At 30.6% G+C, this 25,800-nt stretch carries 27 protein-coding genes and 1 other annotated feature; of the genes, 8 read left to right on the forward strand and 19 right to left on the reverse strand.

From position 1 onward, the window contains the following. The first annotated feature begins 60 nt into the window (after positions 1-60). Positions 61-825, forward strand: a complete 765-nt coding sequence (locus L1S47_RS13525; protein WP_238884063.1) for a DeoR/GlpR family DNA-binding transcription regulator — start codon at positions 61-63, stop codon at positions 823-825. 65 nt (positions 826-890) lie between these two features. On the opposite strand, the gene L1S47_RS13530 is transcribed toward L1S47_RS13525, so the two are convergent. Beyond that, on the reverse strand, positions 891-1,400 hold the full coding sequence (locus tag L1S47_RS13530) for a GNAT family N-acetyltransferase (protein WP_238884064.1): 510 nt from the start codon (positions 1,398-1,400) through the stop codon (positions 891-893). Positions 1,401-1,604: 204 nt separating this feature from the next. Between L1S47_RS13530 and L1S47_RS13535 the strand changes: the two genes are divergently transcribed. The 4 genes from L1S47_RS13535 to L1S47_RS13550 all read left to right on the forward strand — a co-directional run bounded on the left by L1S47_RS13535 (position 1,605) and on the right by L1S47_RS13550 (position 4,477). Next, positions 1,605-2,480 (forward strand): PHP domain-containing protein, encoded by an 876-nt coding sequence (locus tag L1S47_RS13535; protein WP_238884065.1) that lies wholly within the window; start codon positions 1,605-1,607, stop codon positions 2,478-2,480. A gap of 117 nt (positions 2,481-2,597) precedes the next feature. Beyond that, positions 2,598-2,912, forward strand: coding sequence for a hypothetical protein (locus tag L1S47_RS13540; RefSeq protein WP_238884066.1), 315 nt, complete (start codon positions 2,598-2,600; stop codon positions 2,910-2,912). A 339-nt stretch (positions 2,913-3,251) separates the two neighbouring features. Then, entirely contained in the window at positions 3,252-3,530 is a 279-nt protein-coding gene (locus tag L1S47_RS13545; RefSeq protein ID WP_238884067.1) for a CD3324 family protein, read from the forward strand. Between the two features lie 287 nt (positions 3,531-3,817). Then, positions 3,818-4,477, forward strand: a complete 660-nt coding sequence (locus L1S47_RS13550) for an FBP domain-containing protein (protein WP_238884068.1) — start codon at positions 3,818-3,820, stop codon at positions 4,475-4,477. Positions 4,478-4,718: 241 nt separating this feature from the next. Here the strand turns inward: L1S47_RS13550 and hcp are convergent, their stop codons facing one another. The 8 genes from hcp to agaB form a co-directional block, all read right to left on the reverse strand. Further along, positions 4,719-6,371: a hydroxylamine reductase gene (hcp, locus tag L1S47_RS13555; protein WP_238884069.1), complete on the reverse strand. Its 1,653-nt coding sequence runs from the start codon at positions 6,369-6,371 to the stop codon at positions 4,719-4,721. Positions 6,372-6,811: 440 nt separating this feature from the next. Beyond that, the gene (locus L1S47_RS13560; RefSeq protein ID WP_238884070.1) at positions 6,812-8,128 is read right to left on the reverse strand and encodes a class II D-tagatose-bisphosphate aldolase, non-catalytic subunit; all 1,317 of its coding nucleotides are present in this window, start codon (positions 8,126-8,128) and stop codon (positions 6,812-6,814) included. Positions 8,129-8,385: 257 nt separating this feature from the next. Then, complete coding sequence (locus L1S47_RS13565) at positions 8,386-9,240, reverse strand: tagatose bisphosphate family class II aldolase (protein ID WP_238884071.1); 855 nt, start codon at positions 9,238-9,240, stop codon at positions 8,386-8,388. Positions 9,241-9,280: 40 nt separating this feature from the next. Continuing rightward, complete coding sequence (gene agaF, locus L1S47_RS13570) at positions 9,281-9,712, reverse strand: PTS galactosamine/N-acetylgalactosamine transporter subunit IIA (protein ID WP_238884072.1); 432 nt, start codon at positions 9,710-9,712, stop codon at positions 9,281-9,283. 15 nt (positions 9,713-9,727) lie between these two features. Further along, positions 9,728-10,888: an SIS domain-containing protein gene (locus L1S47_RS13575; protein ID WP_238884073.1), complete on the reverse strand. Its 1,161-nt coding sequence runs from the start codon at positions 10,886-10,888 to the stop codon at positions 9,728-9,730. 104 nt (positions 10,889-10,992) lie between these two features. Next, positions 10,993-11,793, reverse strand: coding sequence for a PTS galactosamine transporter subunit IID (agaD, locus tag L1S47_RS13580; RefSeq protein ID WP_238884074.1), 801 nt, complete (start codon positions 11,791-11,793; stop codon positions 10,993-10,995). Further along, on the reverse strand, positions 11,783-12,580 hold the full coding sequence (gene agaC, locus L1S47_RS13585) for a PTS galactosamine transporter subunit IIC (RefSeq protein WP_238884075.1): 798 nt from the start codon (positions 12,578-12,580) through the stop codon (positions 11,783-11,785). The genes agaD and agaC overlap by 11 nt, the downstream gene beginning before the upstream one ends. A gap of 23 nt (positions 12,581-12,603) precedes the next feature. Beyond that, positions 12,604-13,077: a PTS galactosamine transporter subunit IIB gene (agaB, locus tag L1S47_RS13590; RefSeq protein WP_238884076.1), complete on the reverse strand. Its 474-nt coding sequence runs from the start codon at positions 13,075-13,077 to the stop codon at positions 12,604-12,606. Positions 13,078-13,313: 236 nt separating this feature from the next. On the opposite strand from agaB, the gene L1S47_RS13595 reads away from it, so the two are divergent. Continuing rightward, positions 13,314-14,024 carry a GntR family transcriptional regulator gene (locus L1S47_RS13595; protein ID WP_238884077.1) on the forward strand — a complete coding sequence of 237 codons (711 nt, stop codon included), beginning with the start codon at positions 13,314-13,316 and terminating at the stop codon, positions 14,022-14,024. A gap of 74 nt (positions 14,025-14,098) precedes the next feature. Here the strand turns inward: L1S47_RS13595 and L1S47_RS13600 are convergent, their stop codons facing one another. From L1S47_RS13600 to L1S47_RS13610, 3 genes are all read right to left on the reverse strand, one after another. Continuing rightward, a complete protein-coding gene (locus tag L1S47_RS13600; protein ID WP_238884078.1) occupies positions 14,099-14,449 on the reverse strand; it encodes a DUF2200 domain-containing protein in 351 nt (116 codons plus the stop codon). A gap of 125 nt (positions 14,450-14,574) precedes the next feature. Next, positions 14,575-15,444 (reverse strand): aldo/keto reductase, encoded by an 870-nt coding sequence (locus tag L1S47_RS13605; RefSeq protein ID WP_238884079.1) that lies wholly within the window; start codon positions 15,442-15,444, stop codon positions 14,575-14,577. Between the two features lie 55 nt (positions 15,445-15,499). Next, entirely contained in the window at positions 15,500-15,865 is a 366-nt protein-coding gene (locus L1S47_RS13610; protein WP_202765953.1) for a helix-turn-helix transcriptional regulator, read from the reverse strand. Positions 15,866-16,140: 275 nt separating this feature from the next. Here L1S47_RS13610 and L1S47_RS13615 point away from each other — a divergent pair, with 275 nt between their 5' ends. After that, entirely contained in the window at positions 16,141-16,758 is a 618-nt protein-coding gene (locus tag L1S47_RS13615) for a HutD family protein (protein ID WP_238884080.1), read from the forward strand. 98 nt (positions 16,759-16,856) lie between these two features. Here the strand turns inward: L1S47_RS13615 and L1S47_RS13620 are convergent, their stop codons facing one another. From L1S47_RS13620 to L1S47_RS13650, 7 genes are all read right to left on the reverse strand, one after another. After that, positions 16,857-17,666, reverse strand: coding sequence for a nitroreductase family protein (locus L1S47_RS13620; RefSeq protein WP_238884081.1), 810 nt, complete (start codon positions 17,664-17,666; stop codon positions 16,857-16,859). 267 nt (positions 17,667-17,933) lie between these two features. After that, entirely contained in the window at positions 17,934-18,512 is a 579-nt protein-coding gene (locus tag L1S47_RS13625; RefSeq protein WP_238884082.1) for a TetR/AcrR family transcriptional regulator, read from the reverse strand. Between the two features lie 233 nt (positions 18,513-18,745). Beyond that, on the reverse strand, positions 18,746-19,978 hold the full coding sequence (gene arcA / locus L1S47_RS13630) for an arginine deiminase (protein ID WP_238884083.1): 1,233 nt from the start codon (positions 19,976-19,978) through the stop codon (positions 18,746-18,748). A 208-nt stretch (positions 19,979-20,186) separates the two neighbouring features. Continuing rightward, positions 20,187-20,885 carry an MBL fold metallo-hydrolase gene (locus L1S47_RS13635; RefSeq protein ID WP_238884084.1) on the reverse strand — a complete coding sequence of 233 codons (699 nt, stop codon included), beginning with the start codon at positions 20,883-20,885 and terminating at the stop codon, positions 20,187-20,189. 20 nt (positions 20,886-20,905) lie between these two features. Then, entirely contained in the window at positions 20,906-21,562 is a 657-nt protein-coding gene (locus L1S47_RS13640) for a hypothetical protein (protein WP_238884085.1), read from the reverse strand. A gap of 99 nt (positions 21,563-21,661) precedes the next feature. After that, on the reverse strand, positions 21,662-23,293 hold the full coding sequence (gene metG, locus L1S47_RS13645; RefSeq protein WP_238884086.1) for a methionine--tRNA ligase: 1,632 nt from the start codon (positions 23,291-23,293) through the stop codon (positions 21,662-21,664). Positions 23,294-23,357: 64 nt separating this feature from the next. Then, positions 23,358-23,622 (reverse strand) — a binding site (T-box leader). 141 nt (positions 23,623-23,763) lie between these two features. Then, a complete protein-coding gene (locus L1S47_RS13650) occupies positions 23,764-24,618 on the reverse strand; it encodes an NAD(P)-dependent oxidoreductase (protein WP_238884087.1) in 855 nt (284 codons plus the stop codon). A 218-nt stretch (positions 24,619-24,836) separates the two neighbouring features. Between L1S47_RS13650 and L1S47_RS13655 the strand changes: the two genes are divergently transcribed. Further along, positions 24,837-25,661, forward strand: a complete 825-nt coding sequence (locus tag L1S47_RS13655; protein ID WP_238884088.1) for a helix-turn-helix transcriptional regulator — start codon at positions 24,837-24,839, stop codon at positions 25,659-25,661. The last annotated feature ends 139 nt before the right edge of the window (positions 25,662-25,800 follow it).

Below are 25,800 nucleotides of genomic sequence, written 5' to 3' on the forward strand. Positions count from 1 at the left end.
TTGCATTATCCTTTTATAATTGTTAAAATAGAAACAAATGAGAACAAATTGGAGGAAATTATGTTTATTGTAGAAAGACATAAACACATCTTAGATCTATTAGAAAGAGATGGAAAGGTATTAGTAAAAGATTTAAGTATTCTGTTTGGCGTAAGTGAAAGTATGATTAGAAAAGATCTCCAAGTTCTAGAGAAAAACAACTTACTTCAACGTACTTATGGCGGCGCTATTAACATAAAAAGAACTATAGTAAATGGTGAAAGCTTCTTTAAAAGAGTTGAAAAGAATACTGATTTAAAAGAGGTAATTGCACAAAAAGCATATGAGTTAATAAAAGAAGGCGATACGATTTTTCTAGATGCATCAAGTATATCCTATTTTCTTGCAAAGCTAATTACACAAAATAATAAGAGTATTACATTGATTACTAATATGGTTGAGATATCATCGATGATAAAGTTAGATTCTAAAATACATGTTATTTTTATAGGTGGAGATTACGATCCCCTTGTTGGTGGTAATATTGGTTCTCATTCAAATGAACAAATAAAACTTTACCGTTGTAATAAAGCATTTATAGGTTGTAGTGGAATAGATTTAAGAGATGGAAGTATTAGTACTGGTGAATCTGAAGATGCTGGAACTAAGAAAGTAATAATGAAAATATCTAAAGAGTTATTTCTATTAGCACCAAATGAACGATTTAATTTAGATGGAATATATACCTTTTCCAATATATCTGACTTTCATAGTATAATTACAGAATCTGAGCCAAACGATGCAATAATGACTTTACTTAAACAGTACGACATTAACTTAATATAAATGTATACATAAGAAAACCTACATAGATTTAATTGTTCTAAATCCTTGTAGGTTTTTTATTGTCTCTATAATAATAGGCTTTTCTCAAAAGCTATTCTTTTACTCCCATCCTCTAAGTAAATTATTCCACAATACTTAAAGGAATTTTTCCTAAGTAGCTTTTGCATTGATAAATTCTCTTCATGTGTATCTACTTTGATACTGTAAACACCTTTATTTAAACAAATCTCTTCTACATTTCTAATAATCTCTGATGATAACCCCAATCCTTTATACTTGCTGTGAACTGCTATCCTATGAATAACTGCAAATTCATTATTACTAACCCATTGCCCCTCATATATAGTGTCATAAGTTTTTTCACCATCAAAAGAAATTGCTGCTGTTGCTACAATATTATTATCTTTTAATAATACATAGCTATGCTCATTCGTAATATCATTGTTTATTGTTTCTACACTCGGATAATTATTCTGCCATTGATCTATCCCTTGCTCTTTAAAGTAGGCTTGTGCCTGACTTATTATATTCATTATTTCTTTCATATCTGCTTTAATTGTTTTCCTAAAAATCATTATTTATAAGCCCCCCATTAAATGTTAGATCTATAATTTTTATATTTAGCCCCATATACTTATAGATATGTTCACTTGAAAGTTCAACTAATAATATATCTTAATCAAATTGAAACCTCAACTTATTTCTTTAATTATTGATTTAACTATATAAAGTTAGTTAAAATATATAGTATATTATTGGAAACAAGGAGTTGTATAACTATGATTGATTTACATATACACACTACTACATCAGACGGTTCTGATGAGCCTAAAGATATTCTGATTAAAGCACAAAAGTTAGGTCTAAAATACATCTCTATTACGGATCATGATTCAATTGGCGCCTATACAAAATTGAAGGATATTAATATTCATGACTACTATGATGGTAAGCTTATCCCAGGTTGTGAATTTTCTGCAGTACATAATGGAAAACCAATTGAAATATTAGGGTATGGTATAGATTTTGAAGTGATAAATTCAAGCGGAATTGTATCTGATGAAAATTTTTACGCAAGAGAAAATTCTTATCTAAATAAAATGAAAGAGATATGCCGAAACCTTAATATTAAATATAGTGAGGATTTATCAATTAAAGGAAAGTATTTTGCAACCCAGATGCTTCACGCAGATATAAGGAAATATCCTGAAAATGAAAAACACTTTCATAAGGATATATGGGAAAATCTTAATGCATTTTACAGAACTTGTGTAAATAATCCTGATAGTCCATTCTTTCTAGACCAAATGAAAGATTATCTGACTGTAAATGAAGCTGCAGACCTTATTAAAAAAGCAGGAGGGAAATCATTCCTTGCCCACTTATATGGATATTTTGTTGAAGACCATGTAGAGTTCTTAAATTCTATAGTGTCATTAAATGCTCTTGATGGCATAGAATGTTACCATTCTCTTCATTCAATAGAAAGAACAAGGTATCTGCTTAATTATTGTAGAGAGCATAATATATATTCATCAGGTGGTAGTGATTATCATGGAAAACTTAAACCTAATGTTAAAATGGGAGAAAGCATAGCTGATACAAATATCCCTTATGATATATTGGCTCCATGGCTTCCAAGTAATGTACTATAACATTTTTGTAATGAATATTGATAAAAACTCTCATTTACTTATTTAAATATTAATGTATAATTTAAATGTAAATAAACAAGCTAAACTGTAAGTTTTGTTTTGAAAGGAGATAATTTTATGTCAACATATATGATTACATATTTTTTAAGTGATACTTGCGGATGTGGTCACGACCATGATCACGAACATGACCATGAACATGAGCATATTGAATCAAGCGAAGATAATATAATTGCAAAGATAAAATCTGTAGGTGCTTGGGCTCACTTTATGCCTGAAGCATTCCTTGTTAAAAGTGCTTTATCTGCTCAAGAAATATTAGAGGAACTTAATGTAGTTGCAAATGCAGGAGATATATTGTTTGTAACGAAAACAGATGCTGACTCCTGTGCATGTCAAAACCAAGCTGTTATTGACTGGATAGCAAAGTAATTAGATACTTTAAAATTAGAAAAGCAATTTGGCTTACCATACCAGATTGCTTTTCTAATTTCTTTTTTTTATCATTCAACTATTCCCATTATATCTTTAAATCAAACATGATATAATAAGCGTAATCGTAATGTATTGGGGGGTGTTTTTTATGAAGGTCAGTGATACATTCAGCTTTAAATCAGTTTGCTCCTTGCAGGGACTACAAAGTCAGCTATGCTTTGTTTGGAGCCTAAGCTGTTAAATTAGCTGAAACGCGTACATGTTTTAGGTTCTGTAACACATAGCTTTTTTGTATTCTTTGCTTTAATACTTTAATAAAAGTGGAGGAGTAAGGAAATGAAATATGCAAAAGCACAAGATGTGTTACCAATAGAAATTATTGAAATAATACAGAAATATGTAGATGGAAAATATCTTTATGTACCCAGAAAAGATGAAAATCATAAGTCTTGGGGAGAAAAGAGTGGAATAAAGAATGATCTTAAGGTAAGAAATAATGAGATTTATAAAAAATATGTTGGTGGGTCTACTATTAAGGAACTCACTCAAGAGTATTACCTGTCAGAGAAAAGTATAAGAAGAATAATAAAACAAGAGAAGCATATATGCTCATAATCAATACAGAACTATTTATTAGATTGAAGGCTTATTTAAACTCATGTTATGATTTCATTGTGGAAATCCAATGAAAGTTATAATTTGTAATTTAAAACAAGATTCAATAGGAAATGATTATGAATATATAGTGTGTTTTAGATTAAGATGATTATTGTTGCTTTCAATTGGAGTAATAATGATCATCTTTTATTTTGTAGATTAGGAATAATGAAACTGGTAGTAAAGTCATTTTTACTTACGTTAACAATGAAAATAAGAATATTTAGAATAGAGGTGCTGAATTTATGAATACTTTTATAAAAAAACATGAATTTAATTATATAAGAAAGCTTTTACTTGACTTAAAAAATGCTTTTATAGGATGCGTAGATAAAGATATTATTGAAGCTTCTAAGGCAAATACACAAGATAAGATATTAAATATTTTTCAGGACTTATCCGAGGAAGAAAAAGGGATACTTGATATTAGTAAACTAACTAAAATACATCACTTTGATAGCTATATAGAAGAACTTAATGAATATGTTTATGGAATACCAAACATTACAAATGCACAGCTTAGTAGATTGTTTAAAAAGGAAAAGAAGTTTAAATTACCAACCCAAGAAGATCAAGCTTCAAAAAATGTATATTTAGGCTGGATTGATAACTCAATTAGAAAATTATTTGTAGCTTACAATATGAATGGCAATCTTATCGGTATGGCATGTAGGATTTCAAACCCTGATGCAAATAACTCTCATAGATGTGTTCTATGCAACCGCGTCGGCAAGGAAAATGAAGTAGCTTTCGTTTCTCCTATCTGTAAGACAACTAGTACTGCAGAAGGTGCATATAGATCAATTGGCTTTGATTTATGCTTAGATAGCAAAGAGTGTAATGAAAGAATTGTATCCATTGAAAAACTTGAAGAAATTTTAAAGAATGTTAACAACATAAAGTAATAGTTACATACATTATGCAAATAATCTATACAGATAAAAATAATTGAAAATGAATATAATTGAGATTTCCAGGTCTAAGGCAGATTTTATTTTGCTTTAGACCTTAATCCTTTAGTAAGGATTTTTTAAAATATATTCCTATATCAAGATTAAATTTCTTGGTATTCATAAAAGACATAATAGTTAAGAGAAAAAGCACTAATCAAAGATTAGTACTTTATTCTCGAATAAAATATTAACTTTAGTTAGCTTGTTTAAGTGAACTCTTTAAATCTTCCTCTGGTGTACTTATTGGTGTTATATTAAATGTATCAACTAGATATTGTAAAACATTCGGAGATATAAATGCTGGCAAACTTGGTCCTAAATACATTCCTTTTATTCCAAGTGACAACAATGCTAATAAGTCAGCAACAGCTTTTTGTTCATACCAAGAAAGTACAATTGTTAATGGTAGTGAATTTACATCTGTTTCGAACGCATCTGCTAGTGCTGTAGCTATTCTAACTGCCGAATAAGCATCATTACATTGTCCTACATCTAATAATCTAGGTAATCCAGCTACTGTTCCAAAATCCAATTTATTAAATCTGTACTTACCACATGCTAAAGTAAGAATTACGCAATCCTCAGGAACCATTTTAGCAAAATCAGTATAATAATTTCTACCTGGTTTAGCTCCATCGCAACCACCTATCAAGAAAAAGTGTCTTATTTTTCCTTCCTTAACTGCATTAATTATAGTTTCTGCATGGGATAGTGTTGCGTTATGTCCAAATCCCACTAGTATTTCTTTTTCTTCTTCCTCTTCTTTAAATCCCCCTAGTTCTAACGCCTTATTTATTATTTCACTAAAATCTTTAGTCCCATCCTCAGAGACTCCAATATATTTTACACCGTCCCAACCTACAACACTGGTTGTAAATATCCTATCTTTATATGTTTCTCTTGGTCTCATTAAACAATTAGTAGTCATCAAAATACACCCTGGTATTTCATCAAATTCCTTTTGTTGATTTTGCCATGCGGAGCCAAAGTTACCTACTAAATGTTTATGTTTTTTTAATTCTGGATATCCATGGGCTGGTAACATTTCTCCATGAGTATAAATATTAATTCCTTTACCTTCTGTCTGCTCTAGTAACATTTCTAAATCTCTCAAGTCATGACCAGATACTATAATAAATGGACCTTTTTTGATGTTAACGTTTACCTTGTGTGGTGACGGATTTTTGTATTTAGTCGTATTAGCTTCATCTAAAGTCTGCATCACTTGCACACTCATATCTCCAACTCTCATGGTCATACGTATCATATCTTCAAGAGTTAAATTGTCATTTGTAGTAGATTCAAGACCTAAGAAATAAATATTATCTACTTGTTCATTATTATATCCGATAAATCTTGCTTGATGTCCATAAGCACTTACTCCCTTTAATCCATATAATATAGTGGATCTTAGGGAACGAATATCTGCGTCAAGATTCTGATCATACATAATTCCCGCTTTTACTGAATCCTTTAACATTTCTTCTTTAGTATCACTTAGATTATATGTAGCTGCATCTGGATACTTTCCTTCTGGTGCTTGATCTCTTAGCTCTTCTTTTATTTTTTGTGATTCCTTCAACATCCTTACATGAACTTCAGCATCAAAATTTACATTTGTTAATGTTGTAAATAGTCCATTTTCTACAAACTTAACTATATCCTTATCAATAACTTTGCCCTTTTCAATTAATGGTTTTGCATAACAAGAAATGCCCTTTAATTGATATATCAATAAGTCCTGTAAGTTTGCAATTTCTGGTGTTTTTCCACAAACACCACTCTTAGTACATCCCTTTCCTCCAGCAGTCTGTTCACACTGATAACAAAACATTGCATTTTCCATATACATTCCTCCTCATAATAAATTATAAATTAAAGTAGTGTTAACTACATTAATATCATATACTTGCCCCTAATTATAATTTTTTATTATGTATATATGTTTTCTGAAAAATTCCGCCGTAGTTATTCTTACATCTTAATTAAAATATATACTTTTTTATTTCTTTAATTATAGCACATTTTGTAAAAATATAACTATTTATGTTTTCAATTTATATCAATTATATTGTATTAATCTATTATATTATTAGTCTAATTGATTCATTTGTAGATTTGATTTTTGTTTAAGTTGTGAATCACCATATAAAAAACACTGATTCTATTATATTTTACATATAGAATCAGTGTTCCTTCAATGTCTTCTAATCGGATACCTCAGATAACCCCTTTAATAAAAGGTTCTGTTTATTTTTATTTATATAAATATTGCTCACAAGTACATTACTTACTTATAGCATAAACATAGTCATCTATATATTCTCCAATTCTATCCTTTAATAAATCATATGCATTAGGCTTTAATTTTCCTTGACGTATTTTTATATATTGTGTATGCATGTATTGACTTATTAATGTTAGTGGTATCTCTATATTAGTTAAGTTATCTATCATTTTATTTAATGCAAATTCTACTTCTTCATTAGGCATATAATACCTACATCTATCCGATAAGCTGTATTTTCTTTCTAATTTTATTTCTTCTCCTGTTCCATTATAATGTTTCTCCCATTGACTTGGATCCTTTACCATAACGAAATCTAGAATTTCTCTAAATTTTGATACTTCAAAATTAGAATTATATCTAAAGAGTTCATTTTCTATATCATTTAATGCAAAAGCGCCCTCTCTAAAACCAAATGTGAGTGCTGGGCCTACTTTTAATATGATAAATCCATCCTCTACCATTTTCCTTAAAGCTTCTTTTGTTTGATAATCTGTAGAATGTGCTTCAAATACTAATTTATCATATTTTTTTATAACATTTGAAATATCTCTTGCCTTCTCTCTATCATATTCCCATACACTTGTGGACCCAAATTCTACACCTGGCTGGACAACAACTCCAATAACATCTTCAAAAGCTTTGGAGATACCATGTCTTTCAAAGGCTTCTTTAAAGGTTCTAACAGTATTTTCAAAGTTCTCTACCTTCGTTATTTGTAACCCTTCTTCCTCTTCTACAGCTTCAGCACCTCCAGGTATAGGAACTTCACTTCCTATTATATAAATAGGATGCACTGCAGCTTTATCACTGTTAAGTAGCTCTAAGTAAGCTTTCTCAGCAGTTTCACACAATATTGCTGCTCTTTCAGCAATAATCTCATCACCAAATTTTCCATCTTCTGCATCACCTTTAATCTGCATGCTTGTATCAATATGAATCTTTGTAAATCCAGCCATAACATATTGTCTAATTAATTCCTTTGAATTTTCTAAAGCTTGTTCCCTATCTATGTTTCTCCAGGTAAGTGGTCCTAAATGATCTCCGCCTAATATAACTTTATCCTTAGGAAAATCATTTTTCTCGCATAATTCATAAATAAAATCTTTATACTCTTTAGGAGTCATTCCAGTATATCCACCAAATTGATCAACTTGATTTGCTGTTGCTTCTACAAGCAAATACATGTCTGTATTTCTTATCTTGTCCATTGAGGCTTCAATAACAAATTTATTTGAACAACATACTGAAAATATTCCAGCATGTTTTCCTGATTTATAATTTTTTATTATATCTATTATTGGATGTTTACTCATACTTTTTCCTTCTTTCACTATTAATGACCTATTTTTATCACAAAACTTTTAATCAAAGTTTAAGGCACAAGCCTTAATACCTGTGCCTTAGTACTCTCTTTATGAAAATTGTATTATGGTTTTATGGGTCTGTTAGTATCTATTGTTTTTATTTATTCTTTAATATAAAATATATTTGATCATTTATTTTATTACTTACTGCAATAAGTAATATTTACTGGGCTTAGGATTGTTATTTTTCCTAAGCTTTTTTTGTTTTAGTACCTATTAGCACTTCCACAAACTTCAATTTTATGCTTTACAATTTGTTTCATAGCTTCTTTTCCTGGAGTCATATATTTTCTTGGATCACTTTCTACTGAATTTTCACTAAAAAATGTTCTTAATGCATTTGCAAAAGGAATTTTTAAATCAGTTGCAACATTTACTTTACATATTCCAAGTGAGATAGCCTTTTTAACTAATTCATCTGGAACATCAGATGCACCATGCAAAACTAGTGGTACACTAACTTTACTTCTTATTGCCTCTAATCTTTCAAAATCAAGTTTTGGCTCTCCTTTATATAATCCATGCGCAGTTCCTATAGCTATTGCTAATGAGTCAACATTTGTTCTTCTTACAAATTCCTCTGCATCATCTGGATTAGTATATAATGCGTCTTTTTCATCAATTATTAAATCATCTTCTTTTCCACCAAGCTTACCTAGTTCTGCTTCCACCACTGCATCATATCTATGAGCATATTCCACAACTTCTTTAACAATTTCTATGTTTTTTTCAAACTCATATTTAGATGCATCTATCATACATGATTTAAATCCAATATTGATATTTCTCTTTATGTCATCCACATCTTCAAAGTGGTCTAAATGTATAGCTATTGGAACATTATACTTATTTGCTGCAACTTCTGCCATAGCTTTAATATAGTCTGGGCCTGCATAATTTTGTATAGTTGATGGTGTTCCTGCTATAATCACGGGTGACTTCATTTCCATGGCAGTTTCAACAACTACTTGCAAAGTCTCCATATTGTGTATGTTGAATGCAGGAACTGCATATCCTTCACGTTGTGCTTTTAAAAGCATTTCTCTCGTTGATAATATCATATATTACTCCTTCCTTACTTGAACTTAAAATTTCACATGCTTAGATTCCATCTTCACTGCTAATCTCTTCGTTTTGCTTTTCTTTAAGTTCAAATACATTTATTCCATTAGCTCCAGCTTTTTTTGCTTTTTCTACTAGATCTTTAAGACTAATATTATCCCTTCCAAGCACTACTTCCAATAACATTGGTACATTAGTACCTGAAATAACCTCTATTTTTTTATCACTTAATTCCTGCTTTAATAATACAGAATTCATATATGGTGAACCCCCAGCCAAATCTGTTAAAACTAAAATCTCATCACCCAAATTATTTATAGCTTCCTTTAGATTGTTTTTTAATTCAGCTGAACCTTGTCCATCTATAAAATCAATTCCTATTACCATCTCCTGTTCCCCAGCAATTAACTTTATATTACTTAGTAAACCTGAAGCAAAATTACCGTGACCAGATAATATTATCCCTATCATTTGTCCAACTCCATCCTATTTATATTCGTGAATTACAACACCCTTAACTACTCTATTTACAGTACCATCAGGTCTTGGATTGTCTGGTGAAATATTAAGACTTAATGAGTTTAAATATCCAAACATTTGTCCAAACAACATATAGTTAAATACCTTATATATATCAGGTACATTTTTACCATCTATACATAGATAATTATTACAGTTATCTTTTAATTGTGCATCCTCTTCATAACTAATTACTGCAAGCTTATGCTCTCCTGAATCCCCATAGATTTCTTTTACTAAGTCTAAATCATACAATTTAGTGTATTCATTGCTAGAAGCCATAAATATAACTAAAGTGTCATCATTGATTATTGATTTAGGACCATGTCTGAATCCCAATACAGATTCACATATTGTAACTATTCTTCCACTTGTAAGTTCAAGATTCTTAAGTGCCATTTCCTTACATAAGCCTTTGAACATATCAGAACCTAAATAAACAATTCTGCCAGCTTTATAATCAACTAGATTTTTAACTTCTTGCCATTTATTTTCTAATATATTTTCTCCTTGTGATGAAATTATATCAATAACTTCCTTGTTCTTTTCTATATTATCTATATCAAAGATAAGAAGTGTAGCAAGTGTCATGCAGCTAAATGAGCTTGTCATAGCAAAACTTTTATCATTTGATTTTTCTGGCATTAGAATTAACAAATCTTTTTCATTGTTTTTACATCTCTTTGCCAAGTCACCATCTTTATCACAAGTAATTACTAATTGAAGAATATTATCAACATTATTTTCAAATAAGTCATATGCTCCTACACTTTCTGGTGAATTTCCTGACCTACCATAAGAAACTAATATTGTTTTAGTTTCTTTTTCAATATACTTTTCTGGGTTGGAAACTATATCAGTTGTTGCTATAGCCTCTACCCTAGCACTTAAACGTTTATTTAGCTCTAAGTAAACAGTATTACCAACATGCTCTGATGTTCCTGCTCCTGTTAAAACAATTCTTGTATTCTCATCAACATTTTCTTTGATAAATTTTTGAATAACTTCTTTTTGATTCAATATTATCTCATAAGTCTCTTTCCAAAGATCTGGCTGCTGTCTTATTTCTGTAGCTGTAAATATTGCATTTATTTTTTCTAGTTCTTTTGTTTCTTTTCCAAAAATCATTTTCATTTCTCCTTTTTATATTTTAATTTTTTTAAGTTAATATAAATTATTTTTCTTAAGTCCATTTTTATAAATTAAGAAAAATATTAATTTGCTTTAAAAATCTATAAAATACCAAAGAATGATAATACAATAGCCATAACAAATGTTGTCATTATTAAGATTACAGGGCTAACTTGCTTTTTCTTTAATAGATAGAACATTAATAGTGTATATCCCATTGATAATATATTAGGGAAAATTTTATCTAAAAAGTCACCTTGTATCATAACAGTTTTATTTTCATTTACAACTATTCCAGTTAAGACTTGAATCTTAACATATGAAGCTATTAAACCACCAATTACTGTTACTCCAAGTACTGTCGCTGATTTAGCAATTAACTGTGATGTATTCTTGATTTTTTCTACTGCATTAACTCCAAGATTGTATCCTAGATGTGTCCAAACAATACGTAGTACAAATATGGTTACATATGTTGCAAAAAATATTATAGGTCCTATAGCGCTTCCTTCCATAGCAAATGAAGCTGAAATACCTGCTACTATCGGTAATAAAGTAAACCAAAAGATTGCGTCACCTATACCTGCAATTGGAGCAAATAATGCTAATTTTAATCCCTTAATAGTCTTTCTATCTTCCTTATTTTCCTCTAAAGAAATTAGTAATCCCATTAAAAAACCAACAAGATTAGGATGTGTATTTATAAATTCTAGGTTATCACTCATAGCGTCTGAAAGACCTTCTTTGTCATCTTTATATATTTTTTTCAGACTTGGTAATTGAGCTAATGTAAACCCACCACCTTGCATTCTTTCATAATTGAAACTTGCTTGTAAGAACGATGACAGTAGTCCTAATTTCGTAATATCTTTCTTATTTAATACCTTTTTTTTAGATTCCATCGCTATAATCATCTCCTCTATTCTTATTTATACTTGCACTTAAAAGTAGCTTTTCTTTATCTTGGTTGTAAATGAAAAGTGCCAACGCTACTCCTACAATTGCAACTGGTAATAGATTTGAAAATGGTACAAACGATGCTACAACAAATCCAATAATTATAAATGGTATGAATTCTCCTTTTAGCATAACTTTCAAAAGCATACCAAATCCTACAGCAGGTAATATTCCACCAGCGATACCAAAGCCATGTGTAAGCCATTCTGGCATTGATTGTACAAGACTTCTCATTGCATCTTGTGCAAGATATGAACATAAGAACACAACTACTCCATAAGTTATTGCCACTATAGATGTTGTTATAATATTTAGTCTTATGAACTTATTTATATTGGCTTCCTCTGCATATTCATCTGCCTTTTTCATAAAAACTGAGAATGTTGAGTAATAGAATAATATTATATATTGCATTAAGAAACTAAATGGTAATGCAAGTCCTATTGCTGCAGCTGGGTCTTTTCCAGTTGTATGTGCAATAACTGTTGTCATTACACCCGCTAAAATTGGATTTGGAGGTTGTGTTCCACCAGCTGGAGTTAGTCCAGCAAACGCTAACTCTGTTAAACCTCCTGCAAGTAATCCTAACTTAATATCTCCTATAATAATTCCTGTTAAAGTACAAACAATAATTGGTCTAAATATAAATAATCCTTCTAACCAAAAATCAATTCCAACTATTATTGCCATAATTGCTAAGCAAATACCTTGCGTTAAAGTAATAGCCTCCATATGAATTCCTCCCAAAATTTAAATTAATTAATCTTTTCCTTTATGCTACCTGGAACATCTTGTATATATATATCTACCCCCATATCCTTAATAGCTTTCAAGTCCTCCATATCTTGATCATCCACATATACTTTTTTACTTATTTGTCTTTTACCTTTGTCAAAATGCATGTTTCCCACATTTACCTCTTTGATTGGCACCCCCCCTTCAATTAGTTTTCTTACTTCTCTTGGTGATTTAACTACTATAAATATTTTTTGATGTGCTGCTGCCTTGTGTATTACATCTATTGTTTTTTGTAATGTAAAAAACCTAACACCAGCTCCAGATGATTGTGCTGTAACTTCCATCAATTGCTGCTGTAAAGTATTTTCTGCCACTTCATCATCAGCTACTATAATTAGATTTGCACCTAATGTAGTTGTCCATGTTACACCTACTTGCCCATGAACAAGTCTGTTGTCAATACGTGTTAATAAAATATTTGGTGTTCCCATAATCCTTCAGCTCCTTAATTTTTGATTTTATGAGTTCATTATATTGGGGTTTGAAAAAGTTTTCAATAGTTTGGGGGGATTATCGCCCACAGGTCAAAGTTGTTACTAAAATACATACATACCACTCATCATACTGGTATTGTTTTTTCATATCGATATTATCTTTTTCATAGTAATCATCAAATATTTATGTTATTATTTATGTAATTCAAACTTATACGCGAGGGGATACAATAATGAGTAATACTCCACTGTATATGGAAATTTATTTAGATATTTTAGAAAAAATTAGAAATGGGTTTTATTTAGAAAACTCTCCGATAGCATCTGAACGAGAATTGTGTTTATCATATCATGTGAGTCGTTCCACTATTAGGCAAGCCATGTCATTACTCTATAAAAATGGTTATGTTTATACGGTTCAAGGTAGAGGCACATATGTGAAACCTCACATATTTGAACAACCTCTATATAAGTTTTATTCTTTTACAGATGAGCTTAAGAAGAATAATATGGATATATGTAATTCCATAATTAGTTGCGAAATTATAAAATTAGATGCACATCTTTCTTCGATTTTAAATAGACCAAAAGAGGATTTATTTCACAAAATAGTAAGGCTTAGAACTGTTGAAAATTCGCCGCTCATGATAGAGTCTACCTACTTACCTAAAAATAGGTTTTTTAGAATAGAAAAGTCCCTATTAGAGAATGGATCGCTATATGCATACTTAAAATCCAACTATTCTCTAAATGTTGACAGGGCCTTAGAAACCTTCAAGCCAATACTTCCTAAGCAATGGCAGGCTGAATTATTAAATATTTCTACTAAAACGCCTTGTATGCTTCTTGAAAGATTTAGTTATGAAGATGATGAATTAATAGAATATACACATTCCATTGTTCGTGGAGACAAATATGTATTTAAAGTAAACTTATCAAATTAAAATTTGTTAAAAATAAAAAGCACTGATTCCTTTATATTTTATATATAGAATCAGTGTTTCTTCATTCTTAATCATTATTTTCTCAAAATCTTATCCATCGCTTTTCCCTTTGCTAGCTCATCTATTAGCTTATCTAAATAGCGAATTTCCTTCATAATTGGTTCTTCAATGTCCTCCACTCGAACACCGCAGACAACTCCTTTAATTAAAGTTCGTAAAGGATTAAGCTTCGGAGCTTCCACAAAGAAAGTCTCGAAATCAGTCTGTTTTTCTAGCTGATCTTCTAGCTCTTCTTGGCTATATCCTGTAAGCCAACTGATAATTTCATCAACTTCTGTTTTCGTGCGCCCTTTTTTCTCCGCCTTCTTAACATAAAGGGGATAGACACTTGCTACACTCATTGTATAGATACGATGTTTGGTCATAATAAATCCTCGCTTATGTAGTTTTCTTTATTATATCACAATAAATAATCTATTTTGCTTTTTATTCACACCTAGTTTATTTTTAAATCTCCTTAGAATACGGTACAATATTTAGCACTATTTCTTTACTTAATAAATATTTTCATAAGTTTATTATAAAGAGGATTAATCATATAACCTGTAGGACTATGGGAATACCTTTTTCCTGTATTCAGTTGGCCTATTCTTTCCATTTCCTCGTCGGATAATTCAAAGTCAAATAACTGAATATTTTCTTTAATTCTCTTTGGATTTGATGATTTAGGAATAATAATAATTCCCCTTTGTATATGCCAGCGTAGAATAACTTGCGCCACAGTTTTTTTATGATTACTTGCAATTTCATTCAAAATCGTATTTTTAAATAAATCCTTATTGCCTTGTCCTAATGGAGCCCAAGCTTCATGTAAAATCTTATGTTTAATTAAGTAATCATGTAGTTCATCTTGTGGGAACTCAGGATGCGTCTCAACCTGGTTAATCATAGGTGAAATCTTAGAATGTTTCATTAATTTCTCAAGGTGTTGAATTTCAAAATTTGCAACTCCAATAACTTTAATTTTTCCTTCTAGATACAACTCCTCCATAGCCCTCCATGCTTCAATATACCCAGGCGCTGCAAAATGAATTAAATACATGTCAATATATTCTATATTTAGATCTTTACATGTTTTTTCAAATGCCTTTTTAGTTGCTTCATACCCAAGTTCCGTATTCCATACCTTAGAAGTAATAAAAAACTCCTCTCTTGGAATCATACTTTTTTGAATTTCTGCTCCTAAGTTTTCTTCATTTCCATAAATTTTAGCTGTATCAAAGTGACGATAACCAATTCTAATAGCTTCCCCAACCGCAGTTTTAAAGTCTTCTTCCTTAGTTAATTTATATACTCCGAAGCCTACTTGAGGAATTTTCACACCATTAACTGCTTCTACTTCCTTATTAGCTAATTTCATTTATTTACTCCTTTCAAAACGAATTAATATAACCATACCTATTGAAGGTTATAACTTATATGTCTGTCTCATCTGGGTTATCTTTCCAGCAATCTGACATAAATTCTTCAAGATGGGAAAATAACAATTTCATCAAAGCCAACCCGCTTTTTGCCGGATTATTTATATGATAAAAGTTCATCGTACCTTGTTTTACAACATTCACAATTTTTGCTTCTTTCAATATCTTTAAATGATGTGAAACTGCTGGACGTGATAAGTTTGTTCTTTTAGTTATTTCTCCAACCCTCATTCCAGGATACGATCCCTTAGCCAAACTTAATATAATTAATTGTCTTGTCTCGTCTCCAATAGCAGTTAGTACTGGTCTGCATTCTTTAAATTCATTTTCTAGCTGCTTTAAGTTTTCTAATTCATTCATTGATATGACTCCTTTACGAAAGATATCAAATAATAAATGGTTAACTCTTTTCTTTACATGAAATCAACTCATTTATATGTTGATGGTTTAATCATTTAATCCATGATAGCAATTTATAATTACCTTATCAACATTGGGAAAGTAAATCGAGACGAATATCTTATTATATAAATTAACTTGCTTTTAAAATACGTTTTTCAATTGCATATTTCAAAATAAATTTTTATTTACTATAATAAACATAAGAGATACATTATGTGAGGAGCAATTAAGACATGAAATATAAGGTAGAATTATTAAAAGAAAAAAATTACAAGCCAACATTTTGGTCAGGTGGCATGGCTACAGAGTTGACTACATATCCTCTAAATTCTGATTATGCCAGTAAAAACTTTTTATGGAGGCTGGGAGTTGCTAAAATTGATATACCCGAATCCACATTTAGTAGTCTACCAAATGTATCACGTAAATTCATGGTTATAGAAGGAAAGATAACTCTCGACCACAAAGATAGGTATAAGAAATTACTTAACCCTTTTGAACAAGACGACTTTATGGGCGATTGGACAACTAAAACTTATGGTAAAGCTTCTGTTTTTAATTTAATGACAAGGGAAAATTATAGTGGTGAATTACTTCATCTGAATATTAATCCCAGCAACCAGCTTAAATTTGACTATAGAACTTCGTTAAATAAAGATTTAGTTTCAATTTGTTTTTACACTGTGCGTGGAGGATTTAATACTACTATTAATGATACAGTTTTTAAAGCTGTTAAAAATAACTTAATTACAGTTAACTGTGTAAATTCAGATCATACTCATGAATTTATGCTTTGTAACAATACTTCAGAAATTACTGATATAATAGTCAGCATAATTTATCGCAATTAGTTTACCTAATAACATTTATAGTGTTTCTTAAGCTACTAGAATTGTATAAGTAGAGTGTTGCAGCACTCTACTTTTTAATTTATATTAACTATATTCAATTATTTATTTTCAAAGAAAGAAGCTGATAACGGTTGTCTTTCTGTAAATCTTTTAAAGCTATGCTTAGGATATCCTACCATTACAACTCCTGTTATTTTCTTTTTTTCAGGAATGTTAAAAATCTTGTACATTGGCGAGCTATCACTTCGTGCACAAATTTCAAATATTCCTGCCCAGCATGATCCAAGTCCAAGGGATGGAGCAAATAATTCAAGATATGACAATGAGAGCATTGAATTTTCTCTACCATTACGAAAATCTTCATCAGCCAAAGCTATAATTATACTAGGTGCATCTCTTAGGATAGTATCAACTTTATTATTCCTATAACCACTAATCATCCCTGCCAATGCCTTACTCAACATTTCATTATTCTCAAACCAGTTAATGCATTCTTCAACTGCTAATTCAATTGTTTTTTTATCATCTACTATTAGATACGATATCCCTTGTGAATTACTTGCAGTTGGGGCTAAGTGGGCAACTTCAACAAGCTCCAATAATTTTTCTCTTTCCACTTCTATATTCTTATATGAACGAATAGATCGTCGTGATCTAATAAAATTCTTTGCTTCTTCAGGATTTAATTTTTTGATTTCTCCTATCTCACTTTGCATAGCTAATGGCGATTTCTTATTATCTATAGCTTCTTTTGGGCATATTGCTACACAATGTCCACATTCTAAGCATGCATTTGGATTGACCTCTTTTGGACCAGTAGCTTCTAGTTTTAGTACTCCTGTTGGACATTCTGCCACACACATTCCACATTTTATACATTTTTCTTCATTGACTGTTATTAAACTCATTTTCATTCACTCCTCATTAATTTTTTACTTTGATTAAATACAAGTACACTTAATTTTTAATTGATTTATAATAAATGCTTTTACATAAAAGTATCACATGTGATTATCACCTCCTTTAGTTTATACTTATATTTTTTGAGAACAATCGTTCTAATTAACACAAAAAAAATTTATCAGTTTTAATAGAGGTTTTACTTTTCTATAAAGCAAAAGTGTTTAGAGAATCTTAAATATTTCGAGAACGTTCATTCTAATTAATACAAAAATTTATTTATATAATAAATCCAAGAAAAAATTTGCTATACGATGTAACTTTTCTTTACTCGCGGACATTCTTAGCTGTACACGAATTCCATGCAAGGTATTTTGAAAAACTTCTGATAAAATATCAGAATCATAATTGCAGGAAATTTCCCCTGTTTGTTGTCCTTTTCGAACAAGATCAGCAATAAGCTGTTCTGTTTCCTTAAATACTCTTTCTATTTTTTCTTCTACCTCTTTATCCCTGAGAGCCATCTCAGTTGCTGAATTTACAATTAAGCAACCCCATTGTTTATCTTCATATCCTTCGATTATAAAATCAAAGATAAATTGTATAGCTTGCTTTGATGTTTCTGCATGTAAAATTCCAGCCTTTATTTTGTTTTTAATTAATTCTTCATAAAAATCCATGGCTTTTAAAAATAATGTATGCTTATCACCGAAGGCATCATATAGGCTTCTACGATGGATTCCCATGTGCTCTACTAAATCATTCATAGATGTCTTTTCGTAGCCTTGTCTCCAAAATAATTCCATTGCTTTCTCAAGAACTACATTCTCATCAAATTCTCTACTTCGTCCCATTTAGATTCCTCCTTTGCAATATTAATACTATCATTTTGAGAACGATCGGTCAAGAATCATTTATGCTACGGGTGGGTTGTCATCTTACTGATAAACAGATAGAAAAAATAAAAGAGTTCCTATCGGATGTTTTATCTGATTTTCAAGATTAAAAAAAGCGTATCCATTTGCATAGCCGATAGATACGCTTTTCTATATAATGTTCTTTAATGTGTCTTTCCTTTGCTTCTTTACTAAATCTTTTCTCTAATTATAGGCATACTCATGCATCTTGGGCCTCCACGACCTCTAGATAATTCATAAGATTCAAACTCTAATACCTCTATATTATTTTTTCTTAAAGCTTCGTTAGTTACATGATTACGATTATAACAAATTACTTTGCCAGGTGCTACAGCAAGTGTATTACTTCCGTCATTCCATTGTTCTCTGCTTGCTGCAATAGGATCGCCATTACCACACCTTATTAGATTTACTGCTGGCAGGTTTAGATGTCTTTTTAGTATACTAGATAACTCCTCATGTTCATACTTTATTTTGATTTCATTATTTTTTCCTTTATGAATGCTATATACATCTAAAGGTTTCTCAATACCAGAATATATAGTAAACTGATCATAATCCACCATAGTAAATACCGTGTCTAAATGCATGTAAGCCCTTGTTTTAGGGATATCAAAAGCTAAAACTGTTTCAAATGGTTCCTCTGAACTTAACAGCTTATGGGCTAATCTTTCAATTGCTATTGATTCAGTTCTATCGCTTATTCCAATAGCTAAAACCTTATCAGAAAGAACTAAAATATCTCCACCCTCAATTGGATGCGTTTTATTTCTGTTATACCACCTTGGCGTATCTTTGAACCTAGGATGATTATCAAATATATATTTTGCAAATATAGTTTCTCTATTTCTTGTTACATTAGCCATAACATTTAAGGAAATACCTGATCCAATAGATGCAAAAGGATCCCTTTGAAAATACATATTAGGAATAGGATCTAAATAAAAAGGATAAGGATTTTTAACCATATCTCCTAAGGACTTTGGTTTAATATCAATAAGCTCTTCTTTTCTAACACCAGCTATACATTTTCTTATTAGTTCCTTTGGTGAACAGTGGGCAAATAGCTCCATTAGAGCTTCCTGAAACCCTTGTGTAACTATTTTTCCCTCTTCCATAAATTCTTTTAGAAATTCATCTCTAACCTTAGTATCCTCTAAAATATCTGCCATAAGATCAGTAAGATATAGAACTTCTACACCTTCATTGCGTAAAATATCTGCAAATTGATTATGTTCTTTTTTTGCCTGTTTTAGAAAAACAATTTCATCAAATAATAATCTTCTTAAATAATCCGGAACTATATTTTCAACCTCTTCTCCAGGGCAATGAAGAAGTACACTTTTTAGATTGCCTATTTCACTATAAACAGAAATATTAGAATTAGAAACCACGAAATTCATCCCTTCCTTTAGTAATCTAATCCTTAGTGTTCCATTTTTCTTTAATATTATGTTTTGAGTAGCGCTTCACTTGTGGAATGGTTCTATGTATCAGTAACAGGTGAGGCTTTTGTATTATTTAAAATTTAAGATTACATTTTTTGATCTTGATATAGATGTTAAAAGCAAAGAAAAAAGTGCCTCACTCTATAAAGAGTTGCACTTTTTCTTAATTAATATTAACTATATTAAAACCTTGTCTTCTACTCTCTTCAATAAAGTTTTCTCCATCAATGTGAATACAATAAACTTGATTTCTATATTCTTTAGGTACTAATTCACATAACCTTCTTAATGATGTATGAACATTGTCTTTTGAATCATCTATACATGTATCATGATATACTATATTTCCATTCTTTAAAAAATCAACTATATCAATGTTAGTCTCATAAGTGTCTCCACTATAAAAGATACTATTTCCTATATCAAATTTTAAAATATAAGAATAAGAATTAAGTGCTTTCACGTGTTTCGTCAATTTTGAATTTACATTTAAACTTAATGATTCAATTCTATTATTAGAATCCACCACCTTAAAGCTCTCATTATCTTTTAATCCTAGTAATTCTAAAAATATTTTTATTCTTTCTTTTTCTTTAAAATACACTTTTGATATTATTTTATATTTCCAATAACAAAATCCAATAAATCCACCTAATGACCCAATATGATCTGAATGCATATGCGTTATTAATATATGAACTTCTTCAATTCCGTCCATTAAGTTTTTCTCTAAGACTTTCTTAAATACAGTTTCCCCGCAGTCAATTAATAATAACGTTTTATTTTCTTTAATGTATGCTGATGTATTGGCTTCTATAGAATGATACCCTGAACCTCTACCTAAAAACTTCAACCTATTCATATAAATACTCCTTTTTAAAATTATAAATTAATACTCTTATAAACATTAATATCGAAAGTATCCTTAGTTAAGCTGAAATATCCTATATCTATACTAATAGGTATACTCAAACCTATTTCCTTATAATCTTTTACAATATCTAAAATGTTTAGAATTTTATCATGTTCTACTTGTTCTAAAAATCTAATAATTGTAATATGAGCTCCCCAGGGCATCTTAAGTTTAATATTATACCTACTTGCCTCTCTTTCAATAGAATCTAAATACTCTATAAAGTTTTCATTTGGAGTTCCAGAGACTATTATTGAATCTTGATTAATTAAACATTCACTATAATATATTTTGGTATCTTTTATTATTAATCTATTATTAATAGCTATATTAGATATCAGTTCTAATTCATCTTTAATTAATTTAAATCCAACACATTCATTATAAGTTGCTAAAGTTGTATGAATATTGCTCTCATCATACTTAATACATTTAACTTCTTTATATATTTTTGAAGTAATATTTTTAATATTATTAATTACATTATCAGGATGTCTTAATGCTATAATATATCCACCTTTATTTTCTTGAATATTAGGTTTCAGACCTTCTACTATAACTTTTGATGTATCTCTAAACTCAGAATATATTCTCTCTTCATTCTCTAAAAAGTTACTATAATTCAATTGATTTCTCCTAATTATAAAATACTACCTTACCTTAATAATTCTAAAACCTTATTTGCCCATATAATCAATATTATACCACATAAGAAATGTATATATTTACTTACTGCTGTTCACCAAACTATATTCCTCTTCTTCAATTATCTTCTTATCAAGTCTTTCAAATAATAGTGTGACTTCATCAATTGAAACTCCATACTTAGGCTCAATTGTTTCCCATCTATCTCCAGGAATAGCTAGCCATGCTTTTATCTTTCCTGAAGACTCAGGTAAAAAAGGTGATAATAGGTTTGCTAAATTTGCTATTGAATAAATGCAATTATATATTGTATTACTGCAAACCTCGAAATTATCTTTTACTGTAATCCATGGTGCGTTTTCATCAAAATATTTATTTATACTTCTTATAAATTCAAAAATTTTCTCAAGTGCAACTTTTAAATTTCCTTGTTCAATAAGACTTCCTATAACCTCATATAAATTGTCTATTTCTTCTTTTATATTAATAGATACCTTACCATTAGGAATTTTACTGTCAAAATACTTTTTAGCAAAAACTAAAGTTCTATTGACTAAATTGCCATATGCCCCTAATAATTCACCATTATTACTATTCACAAATTCTCTCCAAGAAAAATCAGTATCTCTTTTTTCTGGTGCATTAATTAAGAAAAAGTATCTTAACGCATCTGAGTTGTAACGTTCTATTATATCTGGTACCCACACAGCCCAGTTATTACTTGTTGATATTTTCTTTCCCTCTAATGTTAAATATTCACTAGATATTATCCTATCAGGCAACTTATTATATCCTATCCCATTTATTAAAGCCGGTAAAATTATAGAATGAAAAGGTATATTATCCTTACCATGTATATAATATGAAGTAGCATTTTCATCCCAAAAATCTTCATATGATTTTTTATTTTCTAATGCCCACTTTTTGCTCATTGTAAGATATCCTAATACAGCATCTATCCATACATAAACCTTTTTATCTCTAAATCCTTGTATAGGTATATCTATTCCTAATGATAAGTCTCTTGATATAGCCCTATCACACAACCCTTCATTTAGGTATCTCTCTGTATTATTTACTGCATTAACTCTCCAATTACTTTGAGTTTTATCTAAGTTTTCTTTAATAGTGTTTTGAAATTTAGATAATGAGAAGTATAACTGTTTTGTATTCTTTACTATTGGTGTACTATTGCATAACTTACATTTTCTATCTGAAAGTTCTAATGGCTCTAGTAAAGCTCCACAATTATCACATTGATCTCCTCTTGCAATTGAATGACATTTGGGACATACTCCTTCAACATATCTATCCGGTAAAAATTGGTTGCAATGCTGACAGTAAATTTGCTCTACTTCCTTTTCATAAATTAATTTTTTATTGTATAGCAATACTATAGCTTCTTGTACCTCTCTCTTATGAAATTCATCATCTGTTCTCCCATAATAATCATAAGAAAAATTTAACCTCTCAAAACACCTTTTAAATTCTGCATGATATTTATCTGCTATGTCCTTTGGCAATACGCCTTCTCTTTTTGCTCTTATTGAAATAGGCGTCCCATGACAATCACTCCCTGAAACATATAATACTTTATCTCCCTTCACCCTATAATATCTTGCTAAAACATCTCCTGGTAATAATGCAGCTATATGGCCTATGTGTAATGAACCATTAGCATATGGCCAAGCTCCTCCAATAAAAATATTCATTTTCTAAATCCTCCTCATATATAATAAAATTTAAATAAAAAAACTCCCGTCCTAAGAAATTAATCTTAGGAACGAGAGCTAAACTTCGTGTTACCATCCTATTTCATGCATACCTTACAATATGCACCTCATCAAGTACGTCATATATATCATATGATTATACTCTATCACCATAACGGGTGAATCCGTTGCAGCCTTAATTCTTATAATAAAAATCTCGGTACACTGCTCCAAGGCCATTTTCACTTTAATATCATTTGCTTCCTCTCACCAATAGAAACTCTCTGTATAAGTATTCTTAAAGTTACTTTCCTCTTCATTGCATTTGTAGTTATTATACTCTTCTTAATTACATTGTCAACGTATTTCTTACAAATTCAGTAAAAAATTATCCACAGCAACCTTTAATCTTATCCACATATTCAGGAATAATTGTGTGTATGTCTCTTGTCACGCGACTAGCACTATTACTATAAAGCTCCCATATCTTTAGCTGCATATACAGAAGGATATTGGGGTTTAAAATTCAACTCATTTTTAATACGGGTTGAATCTGCTGTCAATTCCCATATGTTAGACATAAGCCATCCATTTTCAGTAGGTACTTGCTCTGGTCCTCCTTGAAGTTTATATATTTCGCCTATAGTAATAGGCTTATCATCTGCAACGTTATATATACGACCGCCAACATCTGGGGTGGTTGCAGCAAGCAATAGTGCTTGACTTACATCTTCATGATGTATCATCGATTGCAGCTTTAAAGGATTCCAGTTAATCATGTACGGCAAAATTTCTTCAATATGTGGATCACCATCACCATAAACAAATGCTAATCTCATAATACGAATATCTAGTCCTTGTTCACGATGCAATTTTAATAGAGCTTCTTCTGCAGCAACTTTTGTTTTAGGATATATCAGTTTAGATGGCACAAGAATATCATCTTCTCTGCATGGTCTATTTACATTTATGTCACGATATACATTACCGGTACTTGTAAATACAAATCTTGTAACACCTACTTCTATAGCTGCTTTAGCTAGTATAATAGTTGCATCTAAATTTACTGCTGTAGCTACCTCATCACTAATACCGCCTCGGAATTGAGCAGCTGTATGAATCACTGCATCAACACCTCGTATGATTTCAGTAAGATTATCATTATTTAAAAGATCACCTTCAACTACTTCTGCTCCTTGCTCTTTCAATACAAGTGCCTTCTCAGCATTTCTTACAAGAATACGAACAGAATGCCCGTTCTTAAGTAAATATGGTACTAAACGGCTTCCAACTTTGCCTGTTGCTCCAGTTACAAATATTTTCATAAATTAATTCACTCCAATCTAGATAGTTTCGTTTAACAGTTATTTTATGCTATATTACTAATATAGCAGGACTAAAACTATTCAACCACATTGTAGCTATCCTACGATTGAGAGTGGTAGGATATGAAGATGTTGAAGCTCTAAATGAACTTCAACTTGTAATCTTTCGATGGGAAACGGAGGATTCCCCAGTTTTTTGAATGAAAGGAGAAAAACAAATGAAAGACATTATTACATCACAGCAATCCCTAGGTGAATTTTTGAGAGCTACCAGAGAGCGCCTTGCACCTGAACAGGTCGGATTACCCTCATACGGACGCCGCCGTACACCAGGACTTCGCCGCGAAGAAGTAGCTCAACTTGCCAATGTGGGTGTTTCTTGGTACACGTCTATAGAACAAGGTAAAGATGTGCATCCTTCCCGTCAAGTATTGGAAAGTTTGGCTTCTGCGTTAAGATTATCCGATGATGAACGCCGATACCTTTTTTTATTATCTAAATCAGATGAAGCGGACGAAATAAAAACTCACCCCAAAATTAGTACAGGGTTAGAAAGAACTATTTTTGCATTGGAGCCTCATCCTGCATATATTATGGATAAATACTGGGATGTACTATTATGGAATCGTGGAGCAGAATTTATATTTGGATTTCCTTCTTATTCCACCAATATAAGTCCAAAACCTAACATATTGCATAAGTATTTAACTGATTCACAGGAAAAAGAAAATAAATCAGAATGGGAAGAACGGATTAAAATCATGATTGCCAGATTTAGATCTGATTGTGCTAGGTTCCCTCAAGATGCCAGATTAAATGAAATGATTGAAAAGCTTAAAGAGGAAAGTGAATTATTCAAATTATGGTGGCCACGCTATGAAGTAAAAACTGTTACCGACTGCCGCAAGTTAAGGATTGATCCTCTCATTGGCGAATTGGAGTTTGAACATGTGAATTTGCAAATACCGGACTGCCCTGATCTGAAGCTAATGATTTATACTGCCTCGCCTTCTACAGCAGAAAAGCTTAAGCAAAAAATATAAGCAGATTTTTACAGTTATCCACTTTATATTAATTTTACACGTCGATAAGTCCCTCAGAACAAAAACTAAAGGTAATTCTTCAGATTTTTTCTTCTAAAATTCCTTTAAACCACTCTGGGGGACTATATATTTTATTAAC

It is taken from the genome of Clostridium sp. YIM B02551, assembly GCF_022324735.1.
GTDB lineage: Bacteria > Bacillota > Clostridia > Clostridiales > Clostridiaceae > Clostridium_T > Clostridium_T paridis.